Raw genomic sequence first — 23,749 nt, 5'->3', positions numbered from 1 at the left:
CCCCGAGCAGTCGCGACAAAGGCGAACCGCTCTGCGCCGTTCAGGGAAGCTTCTCTACCTGCACCCTGCCGGAGAAAAAGGTCGCCCCACCGCCCATATCCGCCACCCGATCCGGCGTCAGCGCATTGACCAGCTGCTTGCGTCCCGGCGCATCCGCCCACAGCCCTTGGCTCACGACGACACCGGGCAGCACATCATCTCCCGCGGCGGCGGTAAGCTCGCACTCGCCTCGGCGATTCCATACACGCACCCGGTCGCCGCTGGCAATGCCGAGCGCGGCGGCATCCTGCGCGTTCATGTGCAGACGCGGCGTTTTTTCCATGCGGACATGCTTCTCGTTGTGAGCAAACGTCGAATTCAAGAAATTGTGATTCGGCGCGGGGATGAACAGAAACGGAAGATCGCCTTCTTCCTCAGCCAGCGGCGCATACGTCGGAAGCGGCGGATAACCGCTGCGTTCCATTTGCTTAGAGTACAGCTCGATCTTGCCGCTGGGCGTTCGCAGCTTGCCGGGGAACAGCGGCTTCACCTTCCCCTTGAGAAACTGCTTCTCTACGAGCCGCTCGTAGGTCATTCCCTCGAGTACCGGATTGCCGGGATGATCCAGCGCCTGACGGATCATGTCCTCCTCCGTATCCTGAAGCGCCTGCTCTTCGAAGCCCATGGCGCGTGCCAGTAAGCGAAACACGTCCACGTTGGACTTGCTTTCCGCATACGGCTCGATCACGGGCTGCTGAATTTGTACGTAATGATGCCAATACGATCGGTAGAAGTCCGTATTCTCGAACGACGACGTCGCCGGCAGCACAATATCGGCGTATTTGGCCGTCTCGGTAAGGAACAGGTCATGCACGACCGTGAACAAATCGTCCCGCGCCAATCCTTGTCTTACTTTACTCGCGTTTGGCGCGACGACGGCCGGATTGGAATTGTATACGTACAGCGACTTGATCGGCGGCTCCAGCTCCAGCAAGGCGCTCCCAAGCAAGTTCATATTGATGCGACGCGTGCCTTTCTTCATCAGACTCGGACGCTGCAGCGCCGCGACGTTATGATCCAGGTAGGCGCTGTTCCCTTTGATCGCGCCGCCGCCCTTGTAGAGCCACGCGCCGGTAAGCGCGGGCAGACAAGCGATCGTCCTGATGCACATGCCTCCGTTGTCGTGGTGCTGCGGGCCGTTGCCGATCCGGATAAAGGACGGCGAGATCGTGCCGTACATGCGCGCCAGCTTGTATATATCGTCTACCGGCACGCCCGTAATGGCGGAAACGGTCTGCGGATCGTACGAGCGCACATGGCGCCGGAGCTCCTCGTGGCCGACCGTATATTCGCGAAGGAACGATTCATCGGTCAGCTGTTCGGCGAATAATACATGCATCAGTCCGAGCGCAAGCGCCGTATCCGTACCCGGCCGCACCGGAATAAACCAGTCCGCCCAGCGGCCGGTCTGATTTTTGTGGACGTCGATGACCACGATCTGCGCTCTGTTCTTACGCGCCTTCTCCGCGAGCATGACCTGGTGCATATTCGTGCTGACCGCGTTAATTCCCCAGAAGATGAACAGCTTTGCGTGAACGGTATCCTCCGGGTCGGTTCCGTAGCCGCCTCCCATCGTATACCGGTAACCTTCGGTTCCCGCGGCCTGACAGATCGTATACATCAATCGGCTGGCCCCCAACCGGTGAAAGAAACGCCGGTCCATTCCTTCCGTCCCGAGCAGCCCCATATTGCCGTAAAAGCTGTAGGGAAGTATCGATTCCGCCCCGTCTTCGGCAATGAGTCTCTTCCAGTTCGATGTAATCGACTCGATCGCTTCCTCCCACGTGATGCGCTCGAACCGGTCCCCGCCCTTCTCGCCCACCCGCTTCATCGGGTAGCGAAGCCGCTTCGCATCGTATATCCGCTCGGCCATATGCCTCACCTTGTTGCAGATCGCCCCTTGCGTCACCGGGTGCGCAGGGTCGCCTTCAATTTTCACAATCGTTCCCGCTTCTTTATGAATGAGCAGCCCGCATTGGTCCGGACAGTCCAGCGAACAGACGGCGGGAACGACGCCCGTATGCCGATCGATCAATGTATTTTTCATGGTGCCCTCCCCCTATCCATTCCGTTACCCACATCATATTGAAAGGCTCCGCACAATACAAGAGGCCCTGCAATATTTGGCTGAGCGATGAAACGGCTCCCCGGACCGCACCGTTGTGTTATACTTGGAGCATCGAAAGCCTCGCAGCGCGAGCGACGGCCTGTCCGGCGGCAGTTCTTCGTCTCAACACCCGTAGAAATGGCAAAGCGGCCGCGTGCCGCTTCGTTTTGTGCTGCGAACGGTATGTAATGCGCGTCGGTTTTACAGCTTATGACTATGTTCAATAAGGAAGTGCAGCTCAGTTGGCTTACTCGTGGAAGCGCAATTTATTTTTCTTATGGATCGGCACCTTTCTGGTCAGCATGGCGTACTCGGTGTCCATCCCGTTCATGTCGATCTACTTGCAGGAAGACTTGGGGGTTACGGACCATCTGGAAGCATGGACGGGAATCATCTTCTCCGCCACCTTCCTGGCCAGCTCGCTGATCGCGCCGTTCTGGGGCTCCGTCGCGGACAAATACGGGCGCAAGCCGATGATGCTGCGCGCAGGCATCTGCCTGTCGCTTGCTTACTTCTTGTACTTCATCGTGCAAAATCCGTATGAACTGATCGCGGCCCGGATTCTCGAAGGCTTGCTCGCCGGCTACATCCCGTCAGCCATTGCGCTCGTGGCCACCAATACGCCGGATAAACATGTCGGCTACGCACTCGGCATCATTTCTACCGCCAGCGCCGCGGCGTCCGTCATCGGCCCGTTAATCGGAGGGGTCGTCAGTCATATGATCGGACCCCGCGATACTTTTTTTGTGGCGGGCAGCATGGTATTTATCGCGTTCCTGATCGCTCTGTTCTGGGTGAAGGAGCCTTCGTTCAAAAAATCGGAGGCCCGGCGATCATCGGTCATCAGCGATCTGAAGGCGGCCGCCTCCAACCGGGTCTTGATGGGCGCGCTGGTCGTCGTGTTCATTACGTCCACCGCGACGATGCTGCTCGAACCGCTGCTTACGGTGTACGTGCTGAAGCTCGGCTCCAGCGAATCGTCCGCCTCGCTCAACGCGGGCATCATTTTCTCCGCCGTCGGAATCGCCACGCTCATCTCGGCGCCGTTCTGGGGCAAATACGGCGCGCGGATCGGATATGAGAAGGTGCTGTTCATCGGCCTGCTCGGCGGCGGAATCGGCAACCTGCTCCAGATCGCGTTCCACAGCCTGGTCGGCTTCGGTTCGCTGCGTTTCGTCTACGGGCTGTTCTTCGCCGCCGTATTTCCCGCGCTCAATGCATTCATCGCCCAGCATACGGATCCCGCGTTTCGCAGCCGCGCCTTCGGGCTGAACCAGTCGGCCAACCAGCTCGGGCTGCTGATCGGCCCGCTGGCCGGAGGCTTCCTGGCGACCCAGCTGTCGATCCCGATTGTATTCGTCATGACGGGCAGCATGCTTCTATTCGTAGCGCTGCTGCTCAAGCTTCCCAAATTCTCCATGCAGCCCAGCGCGTCCGCTTCCGCGGCAAAAGAAACGTCACAGCTGTAAATTGAAGTTCAACAGACCAGGAGTCGGCCGCAAGGCCGGCTTTTTTATGCGGTCATGCGTATCCATACGTTTCCGGCGAATCTGGACCGGGCTCGGCCTTCAAGAAGCCCCTGCTGTAACACGCACTATCTCTTCGTAAGGCTTCGATTAGAATCTTCGATTGGTTTGGGTTCCCTTAACTTGATTTTCTTAACTTGGTTTTCTTAACTTGGTTTCGCTTGGCTTGCTTTGCTTAATTTTGCAAGCCACGGGCATAAATTCGGAATAACACGGCGCTTACCTTGCTGTGGACAATCTTTCTTGTGGATATGTTGACATTGCACCAGGAACATATGCACAAACTTAAGTGAAGGGCTGTTTATTATGTGGATAATCCTGTGGATAAAAGGGACGGAACTTTTATTTTTGACAAATTTAATTGTTTTAAATATAATTGTCGTAACAACTAATTAACGGAGGTCGTGATTCGCCATGACCAAGCAAGCACCCCCTCGGAGTATATTGGACGGCTCAGCCGGTTTTCTTATGGGCGCCACTTACCGTAAAATATCGCAGCTGTTCCTGCAGCGGCTGAAGCCATACGACATTACGCCCGAGCAGTGGCTCGTCCTGTATTGCGTGCATGAGCACAACGGCATGATTCAGAAGGATATCGCCGCCAAATCGTCCAAGGACAAGCCGACGACGACGCGCATTCTCGATATGCTTGAATCCAAAGGATTCGTCACGAAGCAGCCGGGTTTAAGCGACCGCCGTTCCTTTGTCGTGCACGCAACGGACAAAGGCAAGGCATTGATCGCAGCGACGGAAGCCATCGAGCGGAAAGCCGTCGAGGACGCCACGGCCGGCATAAACGCCGAAGAGTACGAGCTGCTGATCGGGCTGCTGCACCGCATCGGCGACAATATCGATCGCCTCAACGACAAAGAATAGGAGTGTACTTCCAGATGCCCGTACAACCAGAATCATCACAACCGCTTAAGCTCGCACCGTCGGCGCAAAACCTGTGGACCACCTCGTTCATTGTGCTGACGGTATCTTATTTTTTATTGTTTCTTTGTTTGCAAATGCTGCTGTCCCCGCTTCCCACTTACGCAAAGGAACGGTTCCACCCCGGGGACTTTACTGTCAGCCTGACGACCAGCGTCTTCGCGCTGTCCGCCATCGCTTCGCGCTTCCTGACAGCCGCCTTGATGCGGCGCGTGCACCGGACGGCGCTGCTGTTCTGCGGCCTCGCGATCGCCGCCGCGGCCACCGCCGCCTATGCGATAGCCGGCAGCATCGAAGCGTTGCTCGCCATGCGCGTCCTTTTCGGGCTCGGCTTCGGGATGACCAGCACGATCATGCCGACGCTCGTCTCTCAAATCATCCCTTCCAGCCGCCTTGGAGAAGGAATCGGCTATTTCGGACTGTCGACCAGTCTCGCCATGTCCTTCGGCCCGATGATTGGCCTGTCGGTGCTGAGCGAATACGGCTTCGGTCCGCTCTCGACGCTCGGCACCGTTTCCATCGTACTGATCGTGCCGCTGCTGCTCGGCTTCCGCTCCATTCCGCCGCAGACCGGCGGACAAGCCCGGCCGGCCGCTCAAGCTTCGGCGGGAACGAAGCGCAAGACGCCGTTCAACGTCAAGCTGCTTCTGCCGGCGCTGCTCAACGCCTTGTTCTCCGTGACGTACGGCGGGCTGCTGAGCTTCCTCGCGCTGTACGGCAAAGAAGTGCATCTGGAACATATCGGGCTGTTCTTCCTGTTCAACGTGATTACCGTGCTCATTATCCGCCCGATCTCAGGGCGCTTGTTCGACAGCAAGGGCCACTCCGCCGTGCTCATTCCGGCCGCGCTGATCATCTTCGCCAGCCTGACGCTGCTGTCGTTCACGACCAGCCTGCCGCTGCTGATCGCCTCCGCGCTGCTGTACGGCCTCGGCTTCGGCGCCATTCAGCCGACGCTTCAGGCGTGGATGCTGCGTGACTCAGCGCCGGAACAACACGCCACGGCCAACAGCCTGTACTACAACGCGCTCGACTTCGGCGTCGCGATCGGCGCCATGGTGCTCGGGCTTGTCGCTTCCGGGACAAGCTATGCGATGATGTACCGGTACTCCGCACTGTTCATGGTCTTATTCCTCATCGTATACGTCATATTCCAGCTGGTCAGCGTGAAGAAGAACAAACCGGCCACCGCTTCGTAAAGAGGGCATGAAAAGCCCGTCATACGCAAAGAAGCCTCCATCAGCCACTTTATGCAGTGAGACGGAGGCTTCCTTTCCTTTATTTCCCTCATAATATTCCCGACATTCACATGCATTTCCCAATTCATCCTGCCAAAAATTCATAGAAAAGAAGGAGTGGCTTACTCTACAACAAAGGATGATCCGGTTGGTAAGATGTAGAAGTAACAACGGCAACCATTTTATAATAAAGGTGGAGAACTTGAATGAAGAAATTTCGTTTTGCAGCCATGGCTTTTGCGGTAGCGGCACTGGTGGTCCTGGGTGTCTCGGGACTCGGAACCTCGGGCGAGGCGGACGCGATGTATTACGGGTATGTGCCTAACGGCATGGGAGAAACACTCGAAATGGCTTACTGGTGGTATTTCCTGAGATAAAAGGGAAAGCTTTATCCCCTCCAAACCGAAGCGCTTATGGACTACACAAATAATCTTCTGCAGAGCAGAGAAAATACGCCGTTATCCGCGTGTAAAAACATGCAGATAGCGGCCTTTTTCTTGTCAGGGTTCCCCTGAAGCGTATCCTCGCCTATTCCTCGCGCGCTTTTTGAACCAATCGTTTCGCGGCATGGCGATCCGAGACCTGCAGCTTATTGAGAATGTTCGAGACATAGTTGGCTACCGTTTTGCTGCTAATATGCAATCGAGCGGCAATTTCGGCGTTGCTGTCTCCCTCCGCAATCCGCTCCAAAATCGCCATCTCGCGTTTGGTGAGCTCCGCAAAGGCGGGATCCTGCGCGGGCACCGTTTGGGGTTGGGAAAAATAATGCATCATCCGGCCTGCAATATCCGAGCTGAATACTGCGCCGCCATTGCCTACCATCCGGATGGATTGCAGCAGCTCCTCCTCGTCCGAATCTTTGAGGATGTAGCCCTTGGCCCCTACCCGCATCGCGGTAAAAACCGACTGGTCGTCTCGAAACATCGTCAAGATCAGCACCTCGACCGCCGGATGCGTTTCCTTGATCAGCCGCGTCGCTTCGATCCCGTTCATACCGGGCATGCGGATATCCATCAGCACCAGGTCGGGCTGCAGCTGCTCCACAAGCGCCAGCGCCTCCTCCCCGGATGCCGCTTCTCCCACCACTTCGAGATCATCCGTCGTTCTCAGCAAATTACGCACACCGCTGCGGAATAACGGATGATCCTCTGCTATCACGATTCTCAATGTTCTTGCGCCTCCTTCGAATAAATCGGCAATATAGCCCGCACCCGCGTGCCGCCATGCTCCGCTGGTTCAATCGAACAATGTCCGCCCAGTTCCGCCGCCCGTTCTCGGAGCGACTGGAGTCCGATGCCGCCTTTGCCCGGAAGCCATTGCGTGTAAGAAGACTGCAGACCCGCGCCGTTATCCGCAACTTCGATGATCAGCTGCTGTAGAGACGACACATCGAGCTTGACCGTGCATTCGGTAGCTTGGCTATGTTTAATCACGTTGGTCAGCGATTCCGTAACAATGCGGTACGCGGCCACCTCCACCGCCGCCGGCAAAACCGGCAGCAGCGGCGGTTCATGCAGCCGGATGTGAATCGGCGTCGTTCCCTGCTCATCCGCAAGCAGCCTCGCCGGCTTATTCAGCTCGTTGATTCTTTCTTGAACCGCACCGATAATTCCGAGCTCATCCAGAGACGGCGGACGCAAATCATGAACGAGCGTCCGAATCTCATCCACTGTCGCACGTATCACTTTTCGAAGATCCCCCAGCATCTCTATGGCAATATCGGGCTGCTTCATGACATATTTCTCCGCCGTGGCCGCATTGAGCGCCAGCGCGGCAAGACGCGGGGCTAAATCGTCATGCAAATTTTTGCGTATTTGCCGGCGTTCCTCCTCTCTGGCCAAGACCAGTCGTTCGCGGGATTCTTGCAAATCCTTTGCCAGCAGCTTCATGCCTAAAGTCATATTCACATTTTCAACGATCGGGCCGGCCTGGTGCAGGAGCACCTCCAGAAATTTGTTGTCCTCCGACGAAAACGCCTCCCCCGGCGAACGAGGGGATAAGTAGAGCGTGCCGAGCTTTTCCCCGAGATGGATGATGGGAAATGACAGCACCTCATGATGAGGCGCCCCGGACGAGGCGACAAAAGCGTCCTGTCCTCCCACGCCGATAGCAATGCCTGCGTAAGGCGACCTTAGCGATTCCCGAATGGTAGAAGCGAGCGCCTCCAGCATCGACTCCGGCGCCATCGGCCGGACCAGCTGGCTTCCCAGCTCCAGCAATACCGCATAAGGATCGTCGTGGCGGCCTTTCAGCATCCGGTTAATGAGCCGCTGCAGCTTTTCCTTTAACGGGGCGAAGGCGACCGCCACAATGGCCGTCGACGCTAAGGAGATGAACAGATTATGTTTGGTCTCGAATAAGCGGCTCAAGTAATAAACCGACACAATATAGATCGCAGCCACGCAAAAAGACAGGGCGCCGTATACCAGCGTTCTGTTGACGAGCGGGTCGATATCCCACAACCGGCGCCTCAGTACGGCCATCGTAAGCGTGAGCGGGATGGCAAGCAGGCTTACATTAAGAATCGCATTGAGATACACGTAAGTCAGGGCGCTCCCGTCATTCAGACGAGGGTCGAACAAAATGCTCATGCCGATAAACCCGGTCATGCCGACGGCAAGCCCGTACACAACCCATTTGGTCTGTTGGCGCTGCGCCGCCGAGGATACTTTGACATACCGGTATATTTGCGAATAAATCAGAATCGCCGTCAAGCCTACATGCCATAACACCAGAAGATAGGCGGAACCGCTTATCTCGTTCCAGATGAGGCCGCGATTGTAAAAACTGCTGACATTCACAACCACAATCAAGATAAACACGCCCGCCGTCCATCGCGGCACAAACGAACCGTTGGGAAAAAGCAAAAACAATAGCGATAATCCCACCCAGCCGAGCGTCGCTACAAATTCAAACCACCGTTCCTGGGCGAATAACCCTTGAAAAGCGACGGAAGTTAACGAAGGAAACGAAGTGCCGAACGCAACCAAGGCCAAGAAGGCCAGAAGGGCCATCGGTTCGCGAAAGCCTTTCCACAAAAGAAGCAGCGCAGCCCCGTAATACACAAATGTAAACAACACATCAATAAATACGAACAGGACGGCATAAGTTTCCAGGGACAGGTGAATCGCTCCCGCATTCTCAAGCGGCATGGCGGGTACGAAACGGCCGCATCCGTCTACAATGCAAGTGGCAACGAGCTTCTGGTAGTACTTGGGGATCCCCGTACAATATAATACTGCCGTAAACAGAGAGAACAAAGCGGCAAAACATTGCAGACCGACAAGGAGCACTTTTTGCGGCTTCCGAGCTGCGGGCTCCGCTGCTCGATCGGCGCTCTCCTCTTGCATTTGCTGCATGGAACCCCCTCCGATTGGAAATCTACCTCTATTATAGCGACCGGCCTGCAGCCTGAATACGGAGAATACGCAACTTCCCGGATCGTTCCCGAATTTCCCGAAAAGCATCCCATTTTTCGTTCCCCGAACATCGTGAGCTCCTTGCTCTGTTTACCATGATCTCCCGTCGACTATACTCGAGCTAGCTAACATAAGCGATATGGATCGGGAGGAGGTTGCACTGACAATGAATGAAGCACGAGCGATTCAATGGCTGGGCCTCATTTGCCTGCTGGCCGGCCTCTGCCGTATGGGGATGACGCCAAGCTCCATGATCTGGGGGACGGACAGCCTCCCGGAGCTGGTCTTCGGATTCGTCGCAAGCATTCTTATGTCTATCGGCACCATTGCCGTCTTTATGGTTCAATCGAGGGAAACGGGAATAGTCGGGTTTATCACCATTCTCGCGCTGATTATCGGCAACATCGCGACAGCCTGCATGCTGTGGACTATGCTCCAATCCGCTGATCCGGCACTTCATCCCGGCGGCGTAGCGCCTGCCTTTATGCGCATGCTCGTTCTGATTGGATTGACAGGAGGAACGCCGGTATTCACATTTCTTTCTTATCGGGCGAACGTATTCCCCCGCTGGGTCATCGCTCTGCTGGTCATGATGCTCTTATCCATGGCGCTGCCGGTAGAGGACAATAAGTATATTGCTTTCTTCTGGGGATTGGCCTATGTAGGCATGGGTTATACGATCTGGGGAGGAAGGTTAAATTTGTCGAAAAGTTAAAAGGGTTCAAACTCGGCTCAGCTTAACGGGTCTATCAGCCTTTGTGCTCACCGATATTGTTCATATAGCTGTTGTACCATCAACGAAGGCTGAAGGCCAAGCTCTTGAAGCAGCAACTGCTTATAATGCTCATAATGGTTATGCAGGGACTGCCGGTCTCCTGCGGCTCCGTATAAATTCAACAGAAGCAGATTGGATTCTTCTTCAAATTCATTACGAGACGCAAGTCTTCTCGCAATTTGCACTGCTTCTCTATATTGCCTCCGATCCAGCAGCCACATTGCGAGACGCTTGGCAAAGGAATCGTATAGTATGGCCAAACGCTCCTGTTCCGCAGTGGCCCATACAAAGGAATGATTCTCGAACAGCTCGCCTGCAAACTGCTTCTCCAGGTCGATTGCCGCTGCTACATTCGCTGCGTCGATTTCGGATAATTCCTTCACGTCGCGCTCAAATTGAATAAAATCGACATCTACCTGATCCAAGTCCACACGATACTGTTCTTGCGCTGAAATGACCATTTCCTTGAACCCATGCGGCGACAATGCTTTCCTAAGTTGATACACCGCCGTATTGAGGTACGCTTCCGCATTCTTAAGAGGCCTCTCCGGGAAAATATCCTCCAAAATTCGAATTTTGGTTACGCTTCGCCCCCGGTGAACGAGCAAATAGGCGAATAACTCCATACTTTTTTTGGAGATCCATTTTACAGCACCCGCTTGCTTACTACTGGCCTCAAAGCAGCCCAGACTCCGAACCGTCAGCCGATGAAGCGTGAGGCCGCTAGCGCCACCAGAAGAAGCATTCCGTCTGCTAGATGCTTGAGTAATCGTCTGGGCTAGACGTTTTTGGGAAATGGGCTTAACCATATAGTCCAATGGATAAACATCATAAGCATGGAGCGCAAATTCTGAATGCGAGGTAGTAAACACGATATCAAGCTCCGCGCGCAGCGAACGCAAGCGGCGGGCCAGCTCTAATCCGTTATCCTCAGCGATCTTGATGTCCAGAAATGCTAGATCCGCGTCCCCGTTCCGGACGAAATCCAGTACCCCTGCCGCATTCTGGAAGCTACCAACAAGCTCCACGCCTGTCATAGTCGATAGCATTCGCCTCATAGCAAACAGCATGGCTGGCTCATCGTCAACTATGAGAACTTTCATCACGCTGTTCCCCTCTCATGGTGAAGTAAAATACGCTTCCTTGGCCTGCTTTGCTTTCCACCCATATCCTTCCGCCGCTTCGTTGTACGAACTGTTGGCTAACGAGAAGACCAAGTCCCGCGCCTTTCTCTCCCATCGTGCCGGGCAATGAATGGAGCTGATTCTCGCTAAATAACTGGCGAGCCTGATCCTCTTCCATACCAACTCCATTATCGCGGACAGAAACGATCACCTTATCTCCCGATAACTGAGCATGTACATGGATTGAACCGCCCCATCCGGTAAATTTAATCGCGTTGGATACCAAATTACGAATAATTAATCCAAGCGCTTCCCGGTCAGCATACACACGAGTGCCTGAAGCAATGTGATGATGCACCCTAATCTGCTTGGCCTCGCTTTTAATATGAAGCACATGACAACATTCCTCCACAACCTCAGACAACTCCAGTAACTGTGGACGAAGAGCCATGTCTTCCCGCTGGCTGCGAAACCATTCCAACAAATTAGTAGCCATTCCGAGTGTATTCCGAATCTGGTCGCCCAGCATTTCAACAATTTCCCGGTGATCCGTACCGAAACGGTCTCGTTCTTCCTCCAGCAATTCAACGAGTTGAAATTGCAATGCCAACGGACTACGAATATCATGCGATACGATCGTGAACAACTGGTCCTTCAACTGGTTAAGCTGAGCAATTTGATCCAGATGGCGCTGCTTCTCCGTAATATCAAAGATAAGCGAAATACTTCCCTGTTCCTTCCTGCGCAGCGTTTGCAGCGGATATACGTTCACGCTGTAAACGTTTCTTCCACCATCCAGCCAAGCGTCAATCTCTACATTGCCTTGCTGCATAGACTGGCACAACGTATTCCAATGGGGCCAACGCTCCAATAGTTCCGAGATATTCCGGCCGGAAAGGCTCGCATAGCCCATCTTTGAAAACCACTGGGAAGCCTGCTTATTGCTATCGATCACTTTGCCTGAGGCATTCGCAATCAGAATACTTTCCTGAAGCGTATCCAGCACAATGTTTCTGGCAAAAGGAACGAGCGAGAAAAATTTATATCGCAATAAGATGATTAGCACCAACATCCCTAAGAAACTACAGTAAACCGACATGGGAAGCAGCCATGATGACCACCCGGGGTTGATTAATTTGACAATCTCTATGATACCCGAAATCGAGATCAGACATAGAACCCACATCCCCGGGCTGCGCATATCTTTACGGATATTCCGTACATACTGAAATAAAAAATAAAAACATACAGCCAACATACTGTAGCAAATCATAGAGAATGTGATCGAATAGATCGTTTTGGCCACTACCAGATGACCGTCATGGAGCTCAATCTTACGATAGATCACATGAAGATCTGAATCGAACCACATCAGCATCGACCAGAGCGCGAATGCTACGATCAGCATCATTTTCCCACGTATCCTTAATAGCTTATCGTAGGCGACCAGTTCAAGTACGAACAAGACAAAGAACGGGACCATTAGGTCTAAAGCGGTTTGATGGATATTACGAAAAAAAAGCTTCTCCTGTAAGGTATCGCTGCTTCTCTCCATAATAACGCCACTTACATAAATAATGCGGCAAACGATCACACCGAGCAAATAATGTATACCGCGTTCTTTTCTAAACCCGTATACAAAAATAAAGATGATGCATGTCATAGTCACGGATGCAATCATAAAGATAAGCTGCGTTGTTGTAGTCATAAAATAGGTCCCTTATGTTTGACTTAAAGCGCTAAGACTCTTTCTATTATATATCGACCATGGAGTCAGCTTTTGTAAGGTTTACCCAGGTTTGTGCAAGGACAAAAAATGGCCGAACCGATAGGTCATTAACAATGACGTACCGGACCGGCCTGAATCTATTGCCTTGTCAAATCATTGGCGATTTCTAATCTGTCAATTCACCGGACATATCGTCAAGAACACGCTGCAACTGCAGCAGGATTGTGGCCGCTTCCGCCCGGGTCGCCGGCTCGGATGGGCTAAATCGATTGCCGTCACGTCCATTCAACAACCCCCGCTTTGCAGCGGTATAGACGAATCCTTTGGCCCAAGCCGGAATATCGGCTTCATCGGCAAAGGAAGTCATTTGCCCTTGCTCGACATCCCACTTCGCGGCCCTTACCATCATGACAGCCATTTCTGATCGGCTCACGGTCTGCATAGGTTGAAGCGAACCGTCTGGATATCCCTGCAAGATGCCGATTTCCACTGCCCTGCTTACCGTATTTGCTGCCCAAGCGGGGATATGGCCTTGATCGGTAAATACCTTATCCGCAGCAGGTCCAGAAACAGCTCCAAATGTGCGAAGCAGCATGGCCGCAAACTCTACGCGTGTAACGAGCCCTTCGGGGTGAAATTCAGTATCCGATTTCCCGTTCACAATCCCTTCCCTTGCAGCTTCACAAATGTTCTTCTCAGCCCAATGCCCCTTGATATCAAGGAACGTACAAGCCGGCTTCTCCGCTGGTACGGGCACTGGCGATGGTGATGGTGATGGTGCTGTCCCTGTCTGACGTTGAATGGTCAAGCTGTACGATTTGACCGCGCCATTCTCCGCTTCGACGATAAGCTCGAACACATTGTCACCCCTTGTAAGGGAGACTGTTGTCCCCTGGGTAAGCGCTGCTTCCCCTAGCCTTACAATGGCATTCGCATCTGAAGCGACTGCCTCGATCCATACCTCATCTGCTGATGTTTCAACTCGGTAGCTTGCCTGTTCTGCTGCAAATACCGGCGTTAACGCCAGTTCATCTCCGCCGGCTTTCACGTTAAGCTGATCAAGGTTCGCATTGCCAGGTAGCTGGACGCCACCACTATCCGTACTATCCGTACTATCCGTACTATCCGTACTATCCGTACTATCCGTACGATCTGTACTCCTCACATTCACTTGTACAGTACGCATCACTGGTACTGCAGCATTCCCCGCTCGATCCTGCGCATCATATTGCAGGATATAAGTGCCTGTAACCTGATCATCTACGCTGCCTGTAATCATAACCGGAATGCTTTCTTCCATGTCCGTCACAGTCACGCCGGGATCAATAAATGGGTCACCCGCCGTAAGAACAATCCAAGCATCACCTACAAGTGTTATAACCGGAGGCTGCGTATCCACCATGAACGTATACTCGGTCGAGAAGCTGCCCGTATTCCCTGCCGCATCCGCTGCGTTTGCACTCACCGTATGCGCACCTTCGGACAGTGGTGAGCTTGGCGTCCAGCTCCAGCTCCCATCACCTGCTGCCGTTACCGTCGCTGCTGCCGTTCCATCCAGCCGGATGGTCACCGCTGATCCTGGCTCCGCCGTTCCGCCGATCACCGGTGCAGCATCATTCGTCCACTCCCCATTCGTTCGCGTTACGAGCACTGGCGCCGCAGGCGGAGTCTGGTCAACTATAAAGCTCGCACGCGCTGCATCGAGAATATTGTGATATACATTTCTCACCACATTCCCGGCCACCAGCACCCCATACTCCCCATCCTGCACGGGACCATTCCAACTTATAGTAAATACATGGGACTGTGCATCAAAACTTGCCATATAGGCCGTAAAAGCTGCACCATCCTTGTCCATGCTGATGAGCGGCAATGCATTCCCGGCATCTAACTGGGCTCCTCCGGCAATCCAATATACCGCTTCGTAGACAGAAACGGTAACCGCTGCTGGCGGTACTTGAAACAGCTCGCCAGGCGTAAAATTACCGAAGACGGCGACCGGCTTGGTCGTATCATACTGGACAAGCAGCGTATTCGACTGAGGATTAACGTTGCCTGCGGCATCGGTTACGGTCCCTGGAGCTACGGTTACTTTCACAGCTCGCCCGCTAGTCGTCGGGCTAACCGTGGCGGAATATTTCGTCGAAGTCACGATAACCAAATTCGATACGGATCCATTCTCGATCTCCAAATCATGCTCCGTAAAGCCCTGAATCGCTTCGCTAAAAGTGATGGTTACGGGAAAGGATCCGTTGACCGTGCCGCTTCCCGCACTGGAAACAGCTGCCGTCGGCGCGATGGTGTCCACCGTAAACGTACGTGCTGCCGAAGGCGCACTCGCATTCCCCGCTGTGTCTGACGCTCGCGCCTGCACCGTGTGCGCTCCTTCGCTCAGAGCCGATGGCGGCGTCCACGTCCAGTTCCCGCTTGCATCTGTGGTTGCCGTTCCTGCGTCAGTCCCGTCCATTACAACGGTCACCGTGCTTCCAGCCTCCGCCGTGCCGCTGACCGCGGGTGTGGACTGTCCCAGCACCTGTTCAGGCATTAGGTTCGTCACGATCGGCACAGGCGGAGCGGTTACATCCTGCACATCGAATGAGAAGGACTGCTGTTGTTCATGTCCCGCAACCGTATCTTCCACCGTTATATTCAGCGTATACGTTCCTTCCGGGTAGCGTTGATCATCGATTCGCGTTGACCAGCTAAAAGTCTGCTTGTCGCCTGTAGCCGGCATTTCATATACATAATCGGTCACGGTTGCATCCATATGATCTTGTATCGCTATGCGGATCGTCAAGGGCTCGCCGATGCTTCCATCCCGGATATGACCCGAAACCTGAAGCACATTGCCGGCCGGCTCTGTGTAGTATGTAGTTGAAATAGGCGCGACCCTTAACACCGGCGAAAATGTCTTCAAGTAAGGAGCGCTGATCCCTTCCTGCATGCCCCAAATCGCCGGGTCCCATCCCCCTGTAGTAATCAATTCCTTCATATTGGACTTCTGTACAGCCCCGTCCGTTCCTGGCATCGTCCCCAAGGTGGTTATACCCGGATTATCGGTTATATTCCAGTAAGATTTAGTAATGGTATAGGGCGGATTGTTGCTATTACCAATCAAGCCCCCGATTTTTCCGCTTCCTGCAGCTTTAACGAGCCCCCCCGACGCATAGCTGTTCGTAATGGCTTTCCCAGGATACCCTATTAGCCCACCTACAAAACTACTAGGGTTACTAGCTTCAATGCGGCCCGTTGCATAGCTGTTGGATATTTCCCCTGTCCCATGTCCGAGCAGCCCCCCGGCCATATTACCGTTGCCGGTCACTGTCACATCGCCGGTTGCATAGCTTGTTGAAATGCCGTATACATTATACCCGGTTAATCCCCCTGCATAGTTGAAACTGCCATTTAAATGAACATGCGCTTCGCTGTTGGACACAATATTGAACGATTGCCCTGATATGCCCCCTGCCCAAGAACCTACTCCGGTTATTTCACCGCTCACAGAAATACGATCCAGCGCGGTCCAGGCATCGGCTGCCCCTACCAATCCTCCAACCTTAGCAATTAAAGATCTGCTCGTAATCTGCACATTCTCCAACTGCACATTTTTGATCACGGTTAGAGTCGGACCTGCAATAGCGGAATTAACAAACCCGAACAAACCTACTTCGGGCAAAGAAGAATCGATGGTCAGGTTGCTGATCGTATAATGACCGCCATCAAAATTCCCGCCAAAAGGGCTGATCGGCACCCAGTTGGCTATCGAAGACAGATCGATGTCCGCACCAAGCTTATAGTGCGAGTTCAGGCTATCCCGGACGTGATTCAGATCGTCCGCCGTCATAATGACGTAGGGATTCCCCAGACTGCCATTCCCCCCGCTAAACGTATAGGCGGCTTCGACCCGCAAGGGCTCGGCGACCCATAAAGGCATTCCGACAAGTAACACGATCAACCCTATGACTAGCTGCTTTTTCAACATTTCATCTCCGTTTCTGCTCCTGTTCGCTTACCTCGGCGAGCCGCCTCGCCAACGGCCAATAAGTATGACCCGTAAACAGTTTAACAGAGCGGAATGAAAGAATTATGAAAGGTAGCGGGGGAAGATCGCAGCACTCAACGGACAGATCGCAGAAAAAATTCAAAGCGTAAACAAAAAATGAGCGCCTCGCACGATGGGGGTTGTACACGAGGTCCTAGCCTCAAAATGCCCATCAGGAGGTTATCAGGAGGTCGCTCTATTTTAATGAAACGCCATTATCGCTCTAACACTCTAATAACTAATCAAAATCGTACCTTTGCTCTTTAAAGGGATTTCCATACATGTGATATCCATTCCGCTCCCAAAAACCCGGCTTATCCTTCTCCATGAACTCGATGCCGCGCAGCCACTTGGCGCTCTTCCAGAAATACAGATGCGGGACGACCGCCCGTACCGGATAGCCGTGCTCGGGGGTTAAGAGCTGCCCGTTATGCCTGATGCCGAGGAACGTCGTGTCCCGCAAAAAATCGTCCAGCGGCAAGTTCGTGCTCCAGCCGTGCTCGCCGTGGAGCATGACGAACTTCGCCTCCGGCTTCAGCTTCACATGCTCCATCAGCGTCGAGACCGCGACGCCTTCCCACACATTGTCCAGCTTGGACCAGGTGGTGACGCAGTGAATGTCATTCTTGAACTCTCTCCGCGGCAGCGCCAGGAAATCCTTGTAGCTGAACGTGACTTCTTCTTCAATCCATCCGAATAGGCGCAAGTCCCATTTGCCCATATCGTTGTAATACGGCACGCTTCCATAATGCAGCACCGGAAAGCCTTCCGTCAGCGTCTGGCCCGGCGGAATGCGATGATTGATTCCTGTATCTTTAGGATCTGCTGGCATCCTTCTGTTCTCCCTTACGGTTTGTTATGCTTACTCTCTAGTATAACCGCAACCGGCGCCATTGTTCCAGTTCGCCTAAGCTCGCCTATTACTTCCTCCCGCCGCAGAAGACAGACGGACAGGCATTATTTACAATAATTATTGGTAAGCCGACCAAAGCAAACATCTTCAAAGGCTTTGCATCTTATGATAGAATAAGAATATTGACTGATTTTATGATCATCTGGGGGATTTCATTCATGTCCAAACCGAAGGGACTATGGCTGAGCGTGTCTATCGTGCTGTTCCTAGCCTTGGTAGCGCTTGCGATTGTATTCGAATCGACTCAGTATTTGTACGCGGCCAGCGGCCTGCCGATCGTAATTGTGCTGCTGCTGCCGGATATTCAAAATCAATACATTCATTCCAGTAAGAAGAAGCAAGCCCGATTTACCAAGCATGGCGAAGGGGACGAAGCGGCAGTCGCCATTACGTTCGCTCCCGGCTATGTGCAGTGGAAGCGAAACAAACTGTATTTCCGGCTCGAATCCGTCGCCGGATCGGATCAGACCGACGCCGCGACCGACAACGACGCCGTGTCGCTCGGAGTACTGCCTTTCGATCTGTGCGTGCATCCGCGCAAGCGGGGCTGGGTCGGCATCGACCTGCCGCAGCTCGCCGAGCGGACCCGGAATTTGTCGGTGACCACCGAGGAAGTAACCCGGCTCGTTATCCGGGTGAACGATCTGGAGAATGTCGGTATGCAGCTGATGGGCACCGCTCCGAATGCAGAAGCCTCCTCCGTTGCCGGCGGCAACACGACCATGCAGGCCTAGCGCTGCGCCAATAAAACATAAAGTGGATTTTCCGTTAGCAAGCTTCCGGAAAATCCACTTTTTTGATGTCCGGGCAGCGACCTACCCGGCGTTAAAATATCCGGCCGCTTGCTGTACCACCTGCTGCATCGGCAAATGGTATGGGCATTTCTCCTCGCACAGCGGCTTCTCCCTACAGGGCTCGTAGTCGGCACAGGACAAAATTTTATCCTTCTGCCGCTCATAAAATCCGTCCCCCTTCGGCAGCAGGCCGAACGTCTGGCGAACTTGGCTCGAGATCATAATATCCGGGATGGTAACCCCGATCGGACAGGAGCAATAGTTACAGCGCCGGCAGTTATGGCTTCCAAGCTCCAGCGCCAGCTGCTCCAGCTCATGCCGTTCCTCGTCGCCCACTTCTTCACGCATCGCCGCGATATTTTCCTTCACCTCATCGATGCTGACCATCCCCGAGATGATCGTGTGCACATCCTGGCTGTACGGGTAGCGGATCGCCTTGGAAACCGGCTGAATAAAGCCCCCCGAGAGCGGCTTCATTGCCGTCTTGCCCATGTTCTGGCGCGTCGCTTCGGGAATCAGCTCCTGCAGCGCGAACGGCTGCGCCAGGTTGAGGTGGAAGAGCACCTGGTCGAACTGTCCTTTGCTGATCCACTTGGCGAGCAGCTCCGGACGGTGGCCGGTAATGCCGATAAACCGGACATGCCCTTTGCGCTTCATCTCCAGCGCCGCCTGATAGGCGCCGTCTTCTTCCATTGCCGCTTTAAACTCCTGAACGGTGTTGACATAATGAACCTGGAGCAGGTCGATCACATCCGTCTTCATGCGAGTCAAACTGCGCTCCATCTCTTCCATCGCCGACTTGTAGTCGCGCTTGTTCGTCTTGGTGGCGAGAAAATATTCGGAACGGCGGTGCGAGATGCTGTCCCCGATAATCTCCTCGCTGTTCCGGTATCCTGCGGCCGTATCGATATAGTTGATGCCTTCATCCAGCGCATAGTTCAGCGCCGCCTTCGCCTGTTCGAAAGGTACGCCCGGCAAGTTCATCGCGCCAAAGCCAAGCGAAGAAACCCGGCTGCCCGTCTGGCCAAACATCGTGTATCGCACGTAGCTCCATCTCCCTTTTCCCATGCGTAATTCGGTTTAAATCAATGAACGGTAAGTATGTGATCATTATAGTGCAAACGTCTGCAAAAAAACAGACATGCCCCGATATAATCAGAGACGCGGCGCAAACAAATAGCGCAGACCGCCGATCGGTTAACGGCTGTCTGCGCTCCGACGGGTGACAACAAATATCGCTTGGACGGCGCTAATTCACCGTCCGCCGCTTCTCCACTTGTCGTTGTCATTCCCGTCGTTCTTTTTGGAATCGTCGGATTTGCGATCGTTATTTTTATCTTGATCTTTTTTATCCTGATCCCGCTTATCCTGATTTTTTTTGTCCTGCTCGCGCTTGTCTTGCTCTTTTTTCTCCTGTTCCTTCTTCGCTTGCTCTCTCTTTTCCTGTTCTTTCTTCTCCTGCTCCCGCTTCTGCTCTTCCGCTTTCTTTTTTTGCTCCTCTAAGCGCCGGGCGGCTTCATCCTTCCGGCGCTGTTCTTCATTTTTTTGAGCTTCTTCCCGTTTCCGGTCTTCTTCTTTCTTCTTATCCTGCTCCTTACGATCGTCCTGTTTGTCTCCAGGCCGAACGGTTCCGGGATTCGGCGTTCCCGGCTTGGTCTGCGGATTCGAAGGATTCGTCCCGGGCCTAGTGATGACCGGCGTCGACTTATTATCCTTACGGTCATCCTTCTTGTTATCGTCCTTGTCGTCCCGGTTGTTGCCTTTATTGTCTGTCGGCTTGCCGGGAAGGGAAAAGCCAGGCTTTTTCGGATCCGTTTTGCCATTTTGCCCGTTTTGTCCGTTTTGGTTCATCGGACTGCCTTGGCCGTTTTTCACGGCTTGGTTGTTTTGATTCGTCTGCCCGTTGGTTTTACCCGGCTGGCTGCCCGTGGTCGCGGAGCCTTTGCCGTTGTTGTCTTTTCTTTCCTTGAGCTTCTCTTCCAGCTTCTTGTCCAGCTGCCCCGACTTCTCTTCTTCCACGAGCTTCTTGATATCCGATTTGCTCGGGATGGAGCCCTTCTGGATGACCTTCGATATTTCCGGCTTATCCTTCGAAAGCTGCAATACCGACCCTTTCTTCAGCTCATCCAGCGTCACGTCCGTCCCGCTGTTTTTGGCATTCAAATACACGGTGTATTTGCCCATGGAAACACCGTTCTGAACCGCTGCCTGGCGTACCTCCTGCGGTGCGGCGAATGCCGCAACCTGGTAAGAGCTCGCCTCGGCCGGATGCGCTTTCTCGATGTGTTTGGTGACCTGCTCCTGCAGTTTGGCGGCGAGCTGCGTATCGCTGACCTTGGCGTTCTCCTGAACGACGGTGCTGGCGATGACGATCTCCGCCTCTCCTTTCGCAAGCGATTTTTCCTCGGCCTTATCCAGCAGGCGGGATGCGACCGCTTCGAGCTTCTCTCCCTTGTAGCTGACATCCTGTACCAATTCGTTGCCGTCATCGTTCAGTCCGCGAAGCTCAAGCACATTCTCGTTCATATCGATGCCCATCTCGATACTCGGGTTAATATCCATCGATATGTAAGCAATGACTTCGGGACTTCCCAGCTTGCCATTGAAGCTGGCGAACAGCACCAGGCAGAAGATCACCGCCGCCGCAATCGCGGAGCGTCCTGCGACAGACGGGCTTCGCCAATTAATTCCGGGTTCGGCATATGTAATCTCTTCGCCGATTTCGCATTTTCTCTTTTTGCGGGATACCCGTTCGAACTTGCCATCCGGCCGCATCACAATGATGCTTTTGTCCGAAACTTCCATGACAACCCCTTTATTCACTCGCAACCCCCCCTTCTTCCGAGTCGTCTCTGATATGTAAATACTCTCTGAGATACGGGTATGGCCCGTTATAAATCAGAGCGACTGCAATAATAAACTTACGGTTGCGCTCAAGCGTCTTGCGGGACACTTCCACCTGATCGAGCAATTCTTTAATCGGAAGCATCCGTTTGGCGACCATGATCCGCATCAACTCCGGGTCTCGCGACAGCTTGCGGGCAATACCGAACAGCGCCTGTCTGGAGTCGTCATGCTTTGGGGAAGCATCGACCAAATCGCCGAACCGGATGCCGAAATCGGTCAGGCAGCGGTTCAGATCGATAATTTCACCGCGGCGTTCCTCGGCGCTCTTCTCCTTCTCGTACTCCTCGATCGCCTGGTGAATTTCAATCGGATTCACCGCGTTGTCTTCCTCGTCCTCCACCTCGAAGGTGCTGTACGGGATTTGCTGCGAGAAGCGCTGCTCTTTGCGGACATAATCAATCAGCCGACGGCGAATCACCTGCTCGGCAAAGCCCAGAAAAGACCTCCCGGCTTGGGGCGAAAATTGGTTAATCGCCTCATTGAAAGCACCAAGCGCGATGCTGAATTCATCGTCGCGAGCGGGGTCGATATATCGTTTGCAAAATCTGCTGGTCACCTTGGCTACATACGGCTGATAATCCGTAATGAACTGGTTGCGCAGACGTAAATCACCTTCCTGGATACAGATTACAATTTGCTCCGGGGTCTGCGTGTTCCCCGAATCGGGGTGGTGTGACTGTCGTTTCCCGAGAAACTTCTTAAATAAAACAAGCAGCAATCGTTCCACCTCGCACTAAAATTTTCGCTATAATCACTGGAATTACGGGGGTCAGAGACGCGCGATTGAAACGTTATTTTCAAGGGGGTTCCCGGAAAATAAGGATATCGCTGCCAACGCCCGTTTTTACAAAAAAACGTCCCTCAATCCGCTGTTTTTAGACAGGCCGAAATAACGGCGTACCCGGGGGAAAGCATCTGCTCCGGCATCGCCAATGCGGCTTATGTGCAAGCGTCGTAGGTCCGACGCATTGCCCCTGCTAAACGTATCGCGGGGAAGGGACGAAAGGAAAGTTCCGTATTAACGGCCTCGCATGGTGTTCTTGCTCTTCAGCTTGTGGCGCCGCTTGCTCAAGACGTTCAGCCGCTCTTTCAGCTGCTGCTCCCACTCGGCGTCATTCATCTGCTTGGCCACCATCAGCAGGTCCAGCGCCATGTCGATCTGGCTGCGCACCACGTCCAGCGGCTCTTCGTTCTCGTTGTTGACGCAGTTCTCGAACAGCTCGGCCTGGTCGCGGCTCTCCACATACTCCTGGAAATCCACTTCCGGCGCTCCGTCGCCATGCGCGTATTCGGCCAATATTTCATATTCGTTCTCCACCAGATGGTGAACCTCCACCCGGTGGCATACCGGACAAAACAACAGCGGCACATTATGAATTTGCGTCCGGATATGCTTTAACGTCCCCTTGGTTCCGATCATGCTTGCCCCGCAACAAAAACTCATCGACATGTCCCCCTGTCTCCTATCTTGTCTTCTCATTTATATATATTCCATGCCAGTATTGTCGTTTCTAAAAAAGAATGCGCAGACCGCTATCCCAACTTTTATTCGACCTCAGCTCACAAAAATCCTCTTTTTTCACTGCGAAATGTGCCAGTTAAATGTTTCCTCCTGCTCCCTTTCCTGCGGAAAATGCATAGCATCGCCGCTTCCTGCAAATTATGTAATAGATATCTCGGGCGAGGAGGCGTATCCGTGAAGTTATGGCCGACATCCGGCTGCGAGCTGCCGGACCGGTATGAGAAGGACCTGCTGCATGTCATGGTGCAAGGTCCTCGCACGCTGTATGCGTACTGGGAAGTAAGCAACCGCAAGCGGTGGCTCTGCTCCCAGCATTTCGAATGCGATTACGGGGTGCTGCCGAAAGTGCTGCGGATCTACGATGTGACGACGGTGTATTTTAACGGTCACAACGCGAACGGTTATTTCGATATCGAAACGACGCCGGACGCCGGAAGCTGGTATATCCATGGCCTCATTCCGGGCGCGGTCTACTTGGCAGACCTCGGCGTGTATACGCTGGAAAGACAGTTCGTCCCGCTGCTTCGCGCAGCCCCGGCGCAAACGCCGCGAGACGCCGAAGCGCCCTGGGGCGCCCCGATCGTGCCGGTCGCACCGCAAGTGCAGCATCAAGCGGTTGGCCGTATGGCACCGATGGATTTTGAAAATTTCAATCTGTACTCCAACTGTATGAAATGAGGT

At 53.7% G+C, this 23,749-nt stretch carries 18 protein-coding genes; 7 read left to right on the top strand and 11 right to left on the bottom strand.

Going from position 1 to position 23,749, the window contains the following annotated elements:
- Nucleotides 1–40 precede the first annotated feature (40 nt).
- The gene (locus KXG62_RS14270; protein ID WP_218092658.1) at nt 41–2,086 is read right to left on the bottom strand and encodes a molybdopterin-containing oxidoreductase family protein; all 2,046 of its coding nucleotides are present in this window, start codon (nt 2,084–2,086) and stop codon (nt 41–43) included.
- A gap of 302 nt (nt 2,087–2,388) precedes the next feature.
- Here KXG62_RS14270 and KXG62_RS14265 point away from each other — a divergent pair, with 302 nt between their 5' ends.
- The 4 genes from KXG62_RS14265 to KXG62_RS14250 all read left to right on the top strand — a co-directional run bounded on the left by KXG62_RS14265 (nt 2,389) and on the right by KXG62_RS14250 (nt 6,220).
- A complete protein-coding gene (locus tag KXG62_RS14265; protein WP_218092657.1) occupies nt 2,389–3,615 on the top strand; it encodes an MFS transporter in 1,227 nt (408 codons plus the stop codon).
- A gap of 471 nt (nt 3,616–4,086) precedes the next feature.
- Nucleotides 4,087–4,548 carry a MarR family winged helix-turn-helix transcriptional regulator gene (locus KXG62_RS14260; protein ID WP_218092656.1) on the top strand — a complete coding sequence of 154 codons (462 nt, stop codon included), beginning with the start codon at nt 4,087–4,089 and terminating at the stop codon, nt 4,546–4,548.
- A gap of 14 nt (nt 4,549–4,562) precedes the next feature.
- Nucleotides 4,563–5,804 (top strand): MFS transporter, encoded by a 1,242-nt coding sequence (locus KXG62_RS14255; protein ID WP_218092655.1) that lies wholly within the window; start codon nt 4,563–4,565, stop codon nt 5,802–5,804.
- A gap of 245 nt (nt 5,805–6,049) precedes the next feature.
- On the top strand, nt 6,050–6,220 hold the full coding sequence (locus KXG62_RS14250; protein WP_218092654.1) for a hypothetical protein: 171 nt from the start codon (nt 6,050–6,052) through the stop codon (nt 6,218–6,220).
- Between the two features lie 151 nt (nt 6,221–6,371).
- On the opposite strand, the gene KXG62_RS14245 is transcribed toward KXG62_RS14250, so the two are convergent.
- Both KXG62_RS14245 and KXG62_RS14240 read right to left on the bottom strand, forming a co-directional pair.
- Nucleotides 6,372–7,001 carry a response regulator transcription factor gene (locus tag KXG62_RS14245; protein ID WP_246627455.1) on the bottom strand — a complete coding sequence of 210 codons (630 nt, stop codon included), beginning with the start codon at nt 6,999–7,001 and terminating at the stop codon, nt 6,372–6,374.
- Nucleotides 7,002–7,006: 5 nt separating this feature from the next.
- Nucleotides 7,007–9,202, bottom strand: a complete 2,196-nt coding sequence (locus tag KXG62_RS14240; RefSeq protein WP_218092652.1) for a sensor histidine kinase — start codon at nt 9,200–9,202, stop codon at nt 7,007–7,009.
- A 226-nt stretch (nt 9,203–9,428) separates the two neighbouring features.
- Here KXG62_RS14240 and KXG62_RS14235 point away from each other — a divergent pair, with 226 nt between their 5' ends.
- Complete coding sequence (locus tag KXG62_RS14235; protein ID WP_218092651.1) at nt 9,429–9,977, top strand: hypothetical protein; 549 nt, start codon at nt 9,429–9,431, stop codon at nt 9,975–9,977.
- A gap of 47 nt (nt 9,978–10,024) precedes the next feature.
- On the opposite strand, the gene KXG62_RS14230 is transcribed toward KXG62_RS14235, so the two are convergent.
- From KXG62_RS14230 to KXG62_RS14215, 4 genes are all read right to left on the bottom strand, one after another.
- On the bottom strand, nt 10,025–11,140 hold the full coding sequence (locus KXG62_RS14230; RefSeq protein ID WP_218092650.1) for a response regulator: 1,116 nt from the start codon (nt 11,138–11,140) through the stop codon (nt 10,025–10,027).
- Complete coding sequence (locus tag KXG62_RS14225; protein WP_218092649.1) at nt 11,121–12,869, bottom strand: sensor histidine kinase; 1,749 nt, start codon at nt 12,867–12,869, stop codon at nt 11,121–11,123. The genes KXG62_RS14230 and KXG62_RS14225 overlap by 20 nt, the downstream gene beginning before the upstream one ends.
- A 187-nt stretch (nt 12,870–13,056) precedes the next feature.
- A complete protein-coding gene (locus tag KXG62_RS14220; protein ID WP_218092648.1) occupies nt 13,057–16,872 on the bottom strand; it encodes an S-layer homology domain-containing protein in 3,816 nt (1,271 codons plus the stop codon).
- A gap of 298 nt (nt 16,873–17,170) precedes the next feature.
- Complete coding sequence (locus tag KXG62_RS14215) at nt 17,171–17,764, bottom strand: sulfite oxidase-like oxidoreductase (RefSeq protein WP_218092647.1); 594 nt, start codon at nt 17,762–17,764, stop codon at nt 17,171–17,173.
- A 239-nt stretch (nt 17,765–18,003) separates the two neighbouring features.
- Here KXG62_RS14215 and KXG62_RS14210 point away from each other — a divergent pair, with 239 nt between their 5' ends.
- Complete coding sequence (locus KXG62_RS14210; protein ID WP_218092646.1) at nt 18,004–18,579, top strand: hypothetical protein; 576 nt, start codon at nt 18,004–18,006, stop codon at nt 18,577–18,579.
- Nucleotides 18,580–18,660: 81 nt separating this feature from the next.
- On the opposite strand, the gene KXG62_RS14205 is transcribed toward KXG62_RS14210, so the two are convergent.
- From KXG62_RS14205 to KXG62_RS14190, 4 genes are all read right to left on the bottom strand, one after another.
- Nucleotides 18,661–19,683: an aldo/keto reductase gene (locus KXG62_RS14205; protein ID WP_218092645.1), complete on the bottom strand. Its 1,023-nt coding sequence runs from the start codon at nt 19,681–19,683 to the stop codon at nt 18,661–18,663.
- A gap of 210 nt (nt 19,684–19,893) precedes the next feature.
- Nucleotides 19,894–21,462, bottom strand: coding sequence for an anti-sigma-I factor RsgI family protein (locus tag KXG62_RS14200; protein ID WP_218092644.1), 1,569 nt, complete (start codon nt 21,460–21,462; stop codon nt 19,894–19,896).
- Nucleotides 21,455–22,264: an RNA polymerase sigma factor SigI gene (gene sigI / locus KXG62_RS14195; RefSeq protein WP_218092643.1), complete on the bottom strand. Its 810-nt coding sequence runs from the start codon at nt 22,262–22,264 to the stop codon at nt 21,455–21,457. The genes KXG62_RS14200 and sigI overlap by 8 nt, the downstream gene beginning before the upstream one ends.
- A 300-nt stretch (nt 22,265–22,564) precedes the next feature.
- Complete coding sequence (locus KXG62_RS14190; protein ID WP_218092642.1) at nt 22,565–22,990, bottom strand: hypothetical protein; 426 nt, start codon at nt 22,988–22,990, stop codon at nt 22,565–22,567.
- Nucleotides 22,991–23,242: 252 nt separating this feature from the next.
- On the opposite strand from KXG62_RS14190, the gene KXG62_RS14185 reads away from it, so the two are divergent.
- Nucleotides 23,243–23,746, top strand: coding sequence for a DUF4912 domain-containing protein (locus tag KXG62_RS14185; RefSeq protein WP_218092641.1), 504 nt, complete (start codon nt 23,243–23,245; stop codon nt 23,744–23,746).
- The last annotated feature ends 3 nt before the right edge of the window (nt 23,747–23,749 follow it).

The sequence above is a fragment of the Paenibacillus solanacearum genome (assembly GCF_910593845.1).
Classification (GTDB): Bacteria; Bacillota; Bacilli; order Paenibacillales; family NBRC-103111; genus Paenibacillus_G; species Paenibacillus_G solanacearum.
The sequence above is the reverse complement of the archived record's forward strand: the minus strand, read 5'-3'. Positions and strand labels throughout refer to the sequence as shown.

Coding starts and splice junctions, on each gene's coding strand:
- KXG62_RS14260 (WP_218092656.1), top strand. CDS start 4,087: ATGACCAAGCAAGCACCCCCTCGGAGTATATTGGACGGCTCAGCCGGT.
- KXG62_RS14215 (WP_218092647.1), bottom strand. CDS start 17,764: ATGCCAGCAGATCCTAAAGATACAGGAATCAATCATCGCATTCCGCCG.
- KXG62_RS14230 (WP_218092650.1), bottom strand. CDS start 11,140: ATGAAAGTTCTCATAGTTGACGATGAGCCAGCCATGCTGTTTGCTATG.
- KXG62_RS14190 (WP_218092642.1), bottom strand. CDS start 22,990: ATGAGTTTTTGTTGCGGGGCAAGCATGATCGGAACCAAGGGGACGTTA.
- KXG62_RS14250 (WP_218092654.1), top strand. CDS start 6,050: ATGAAGAAATTTCGTTTTGCAGCCATGGCTTTTGCGGTAGCGGCACTG.
- KXG62_RS14255 (WP_218092655.1), top strand. CDS start 4,563: ATGCCCGTACAACCAGAATCATCACAACCGCTTAAGCTCGCACCGTCG.
- KXG62_RS14210 (WP_218092646.1), top strand. CDS start 18,004: ATGTCCAAACCGAAGGGACTATGGCTGAGCGTGTCTATCGTGCTGTTC.
- KXG62_RS14225 (WP_218092649.1), bottom strand. CDS start 12,869: ATGACTACAACAACGCAGCTTATCTTTATGATTGCATCCGTGACTATG.
- KXG62_RS14270 (WP_218092658.1), bottom strand. CDS start 2,086: ATGAAAAATACATTGATCGATCGGCATACGGGCGTCGTTCCCGCCGTC.
- KXG62_RS14240 (WP_218092652.1), bottom strand. CDS start 9,202: ATGCAGCAAATGCAAGAGGAGAGCGCCGATCGAGCAGCGGAGCCCGCA.
- KXG62_RS14220 (WP_218092648.1), bottom strand. CDS start 16,872: ATGTTGAAAAAGCAGCTAGTCATAGGGTTGATCGTGTTACTTGTCGGA.
- KXG62_RS14235 (WP_218092651.1), top strand. CDS start 9,429: ATGAATGAAGCACGAGCGATTCAATGGCTGGGCCTCATTTGCCTGCTG.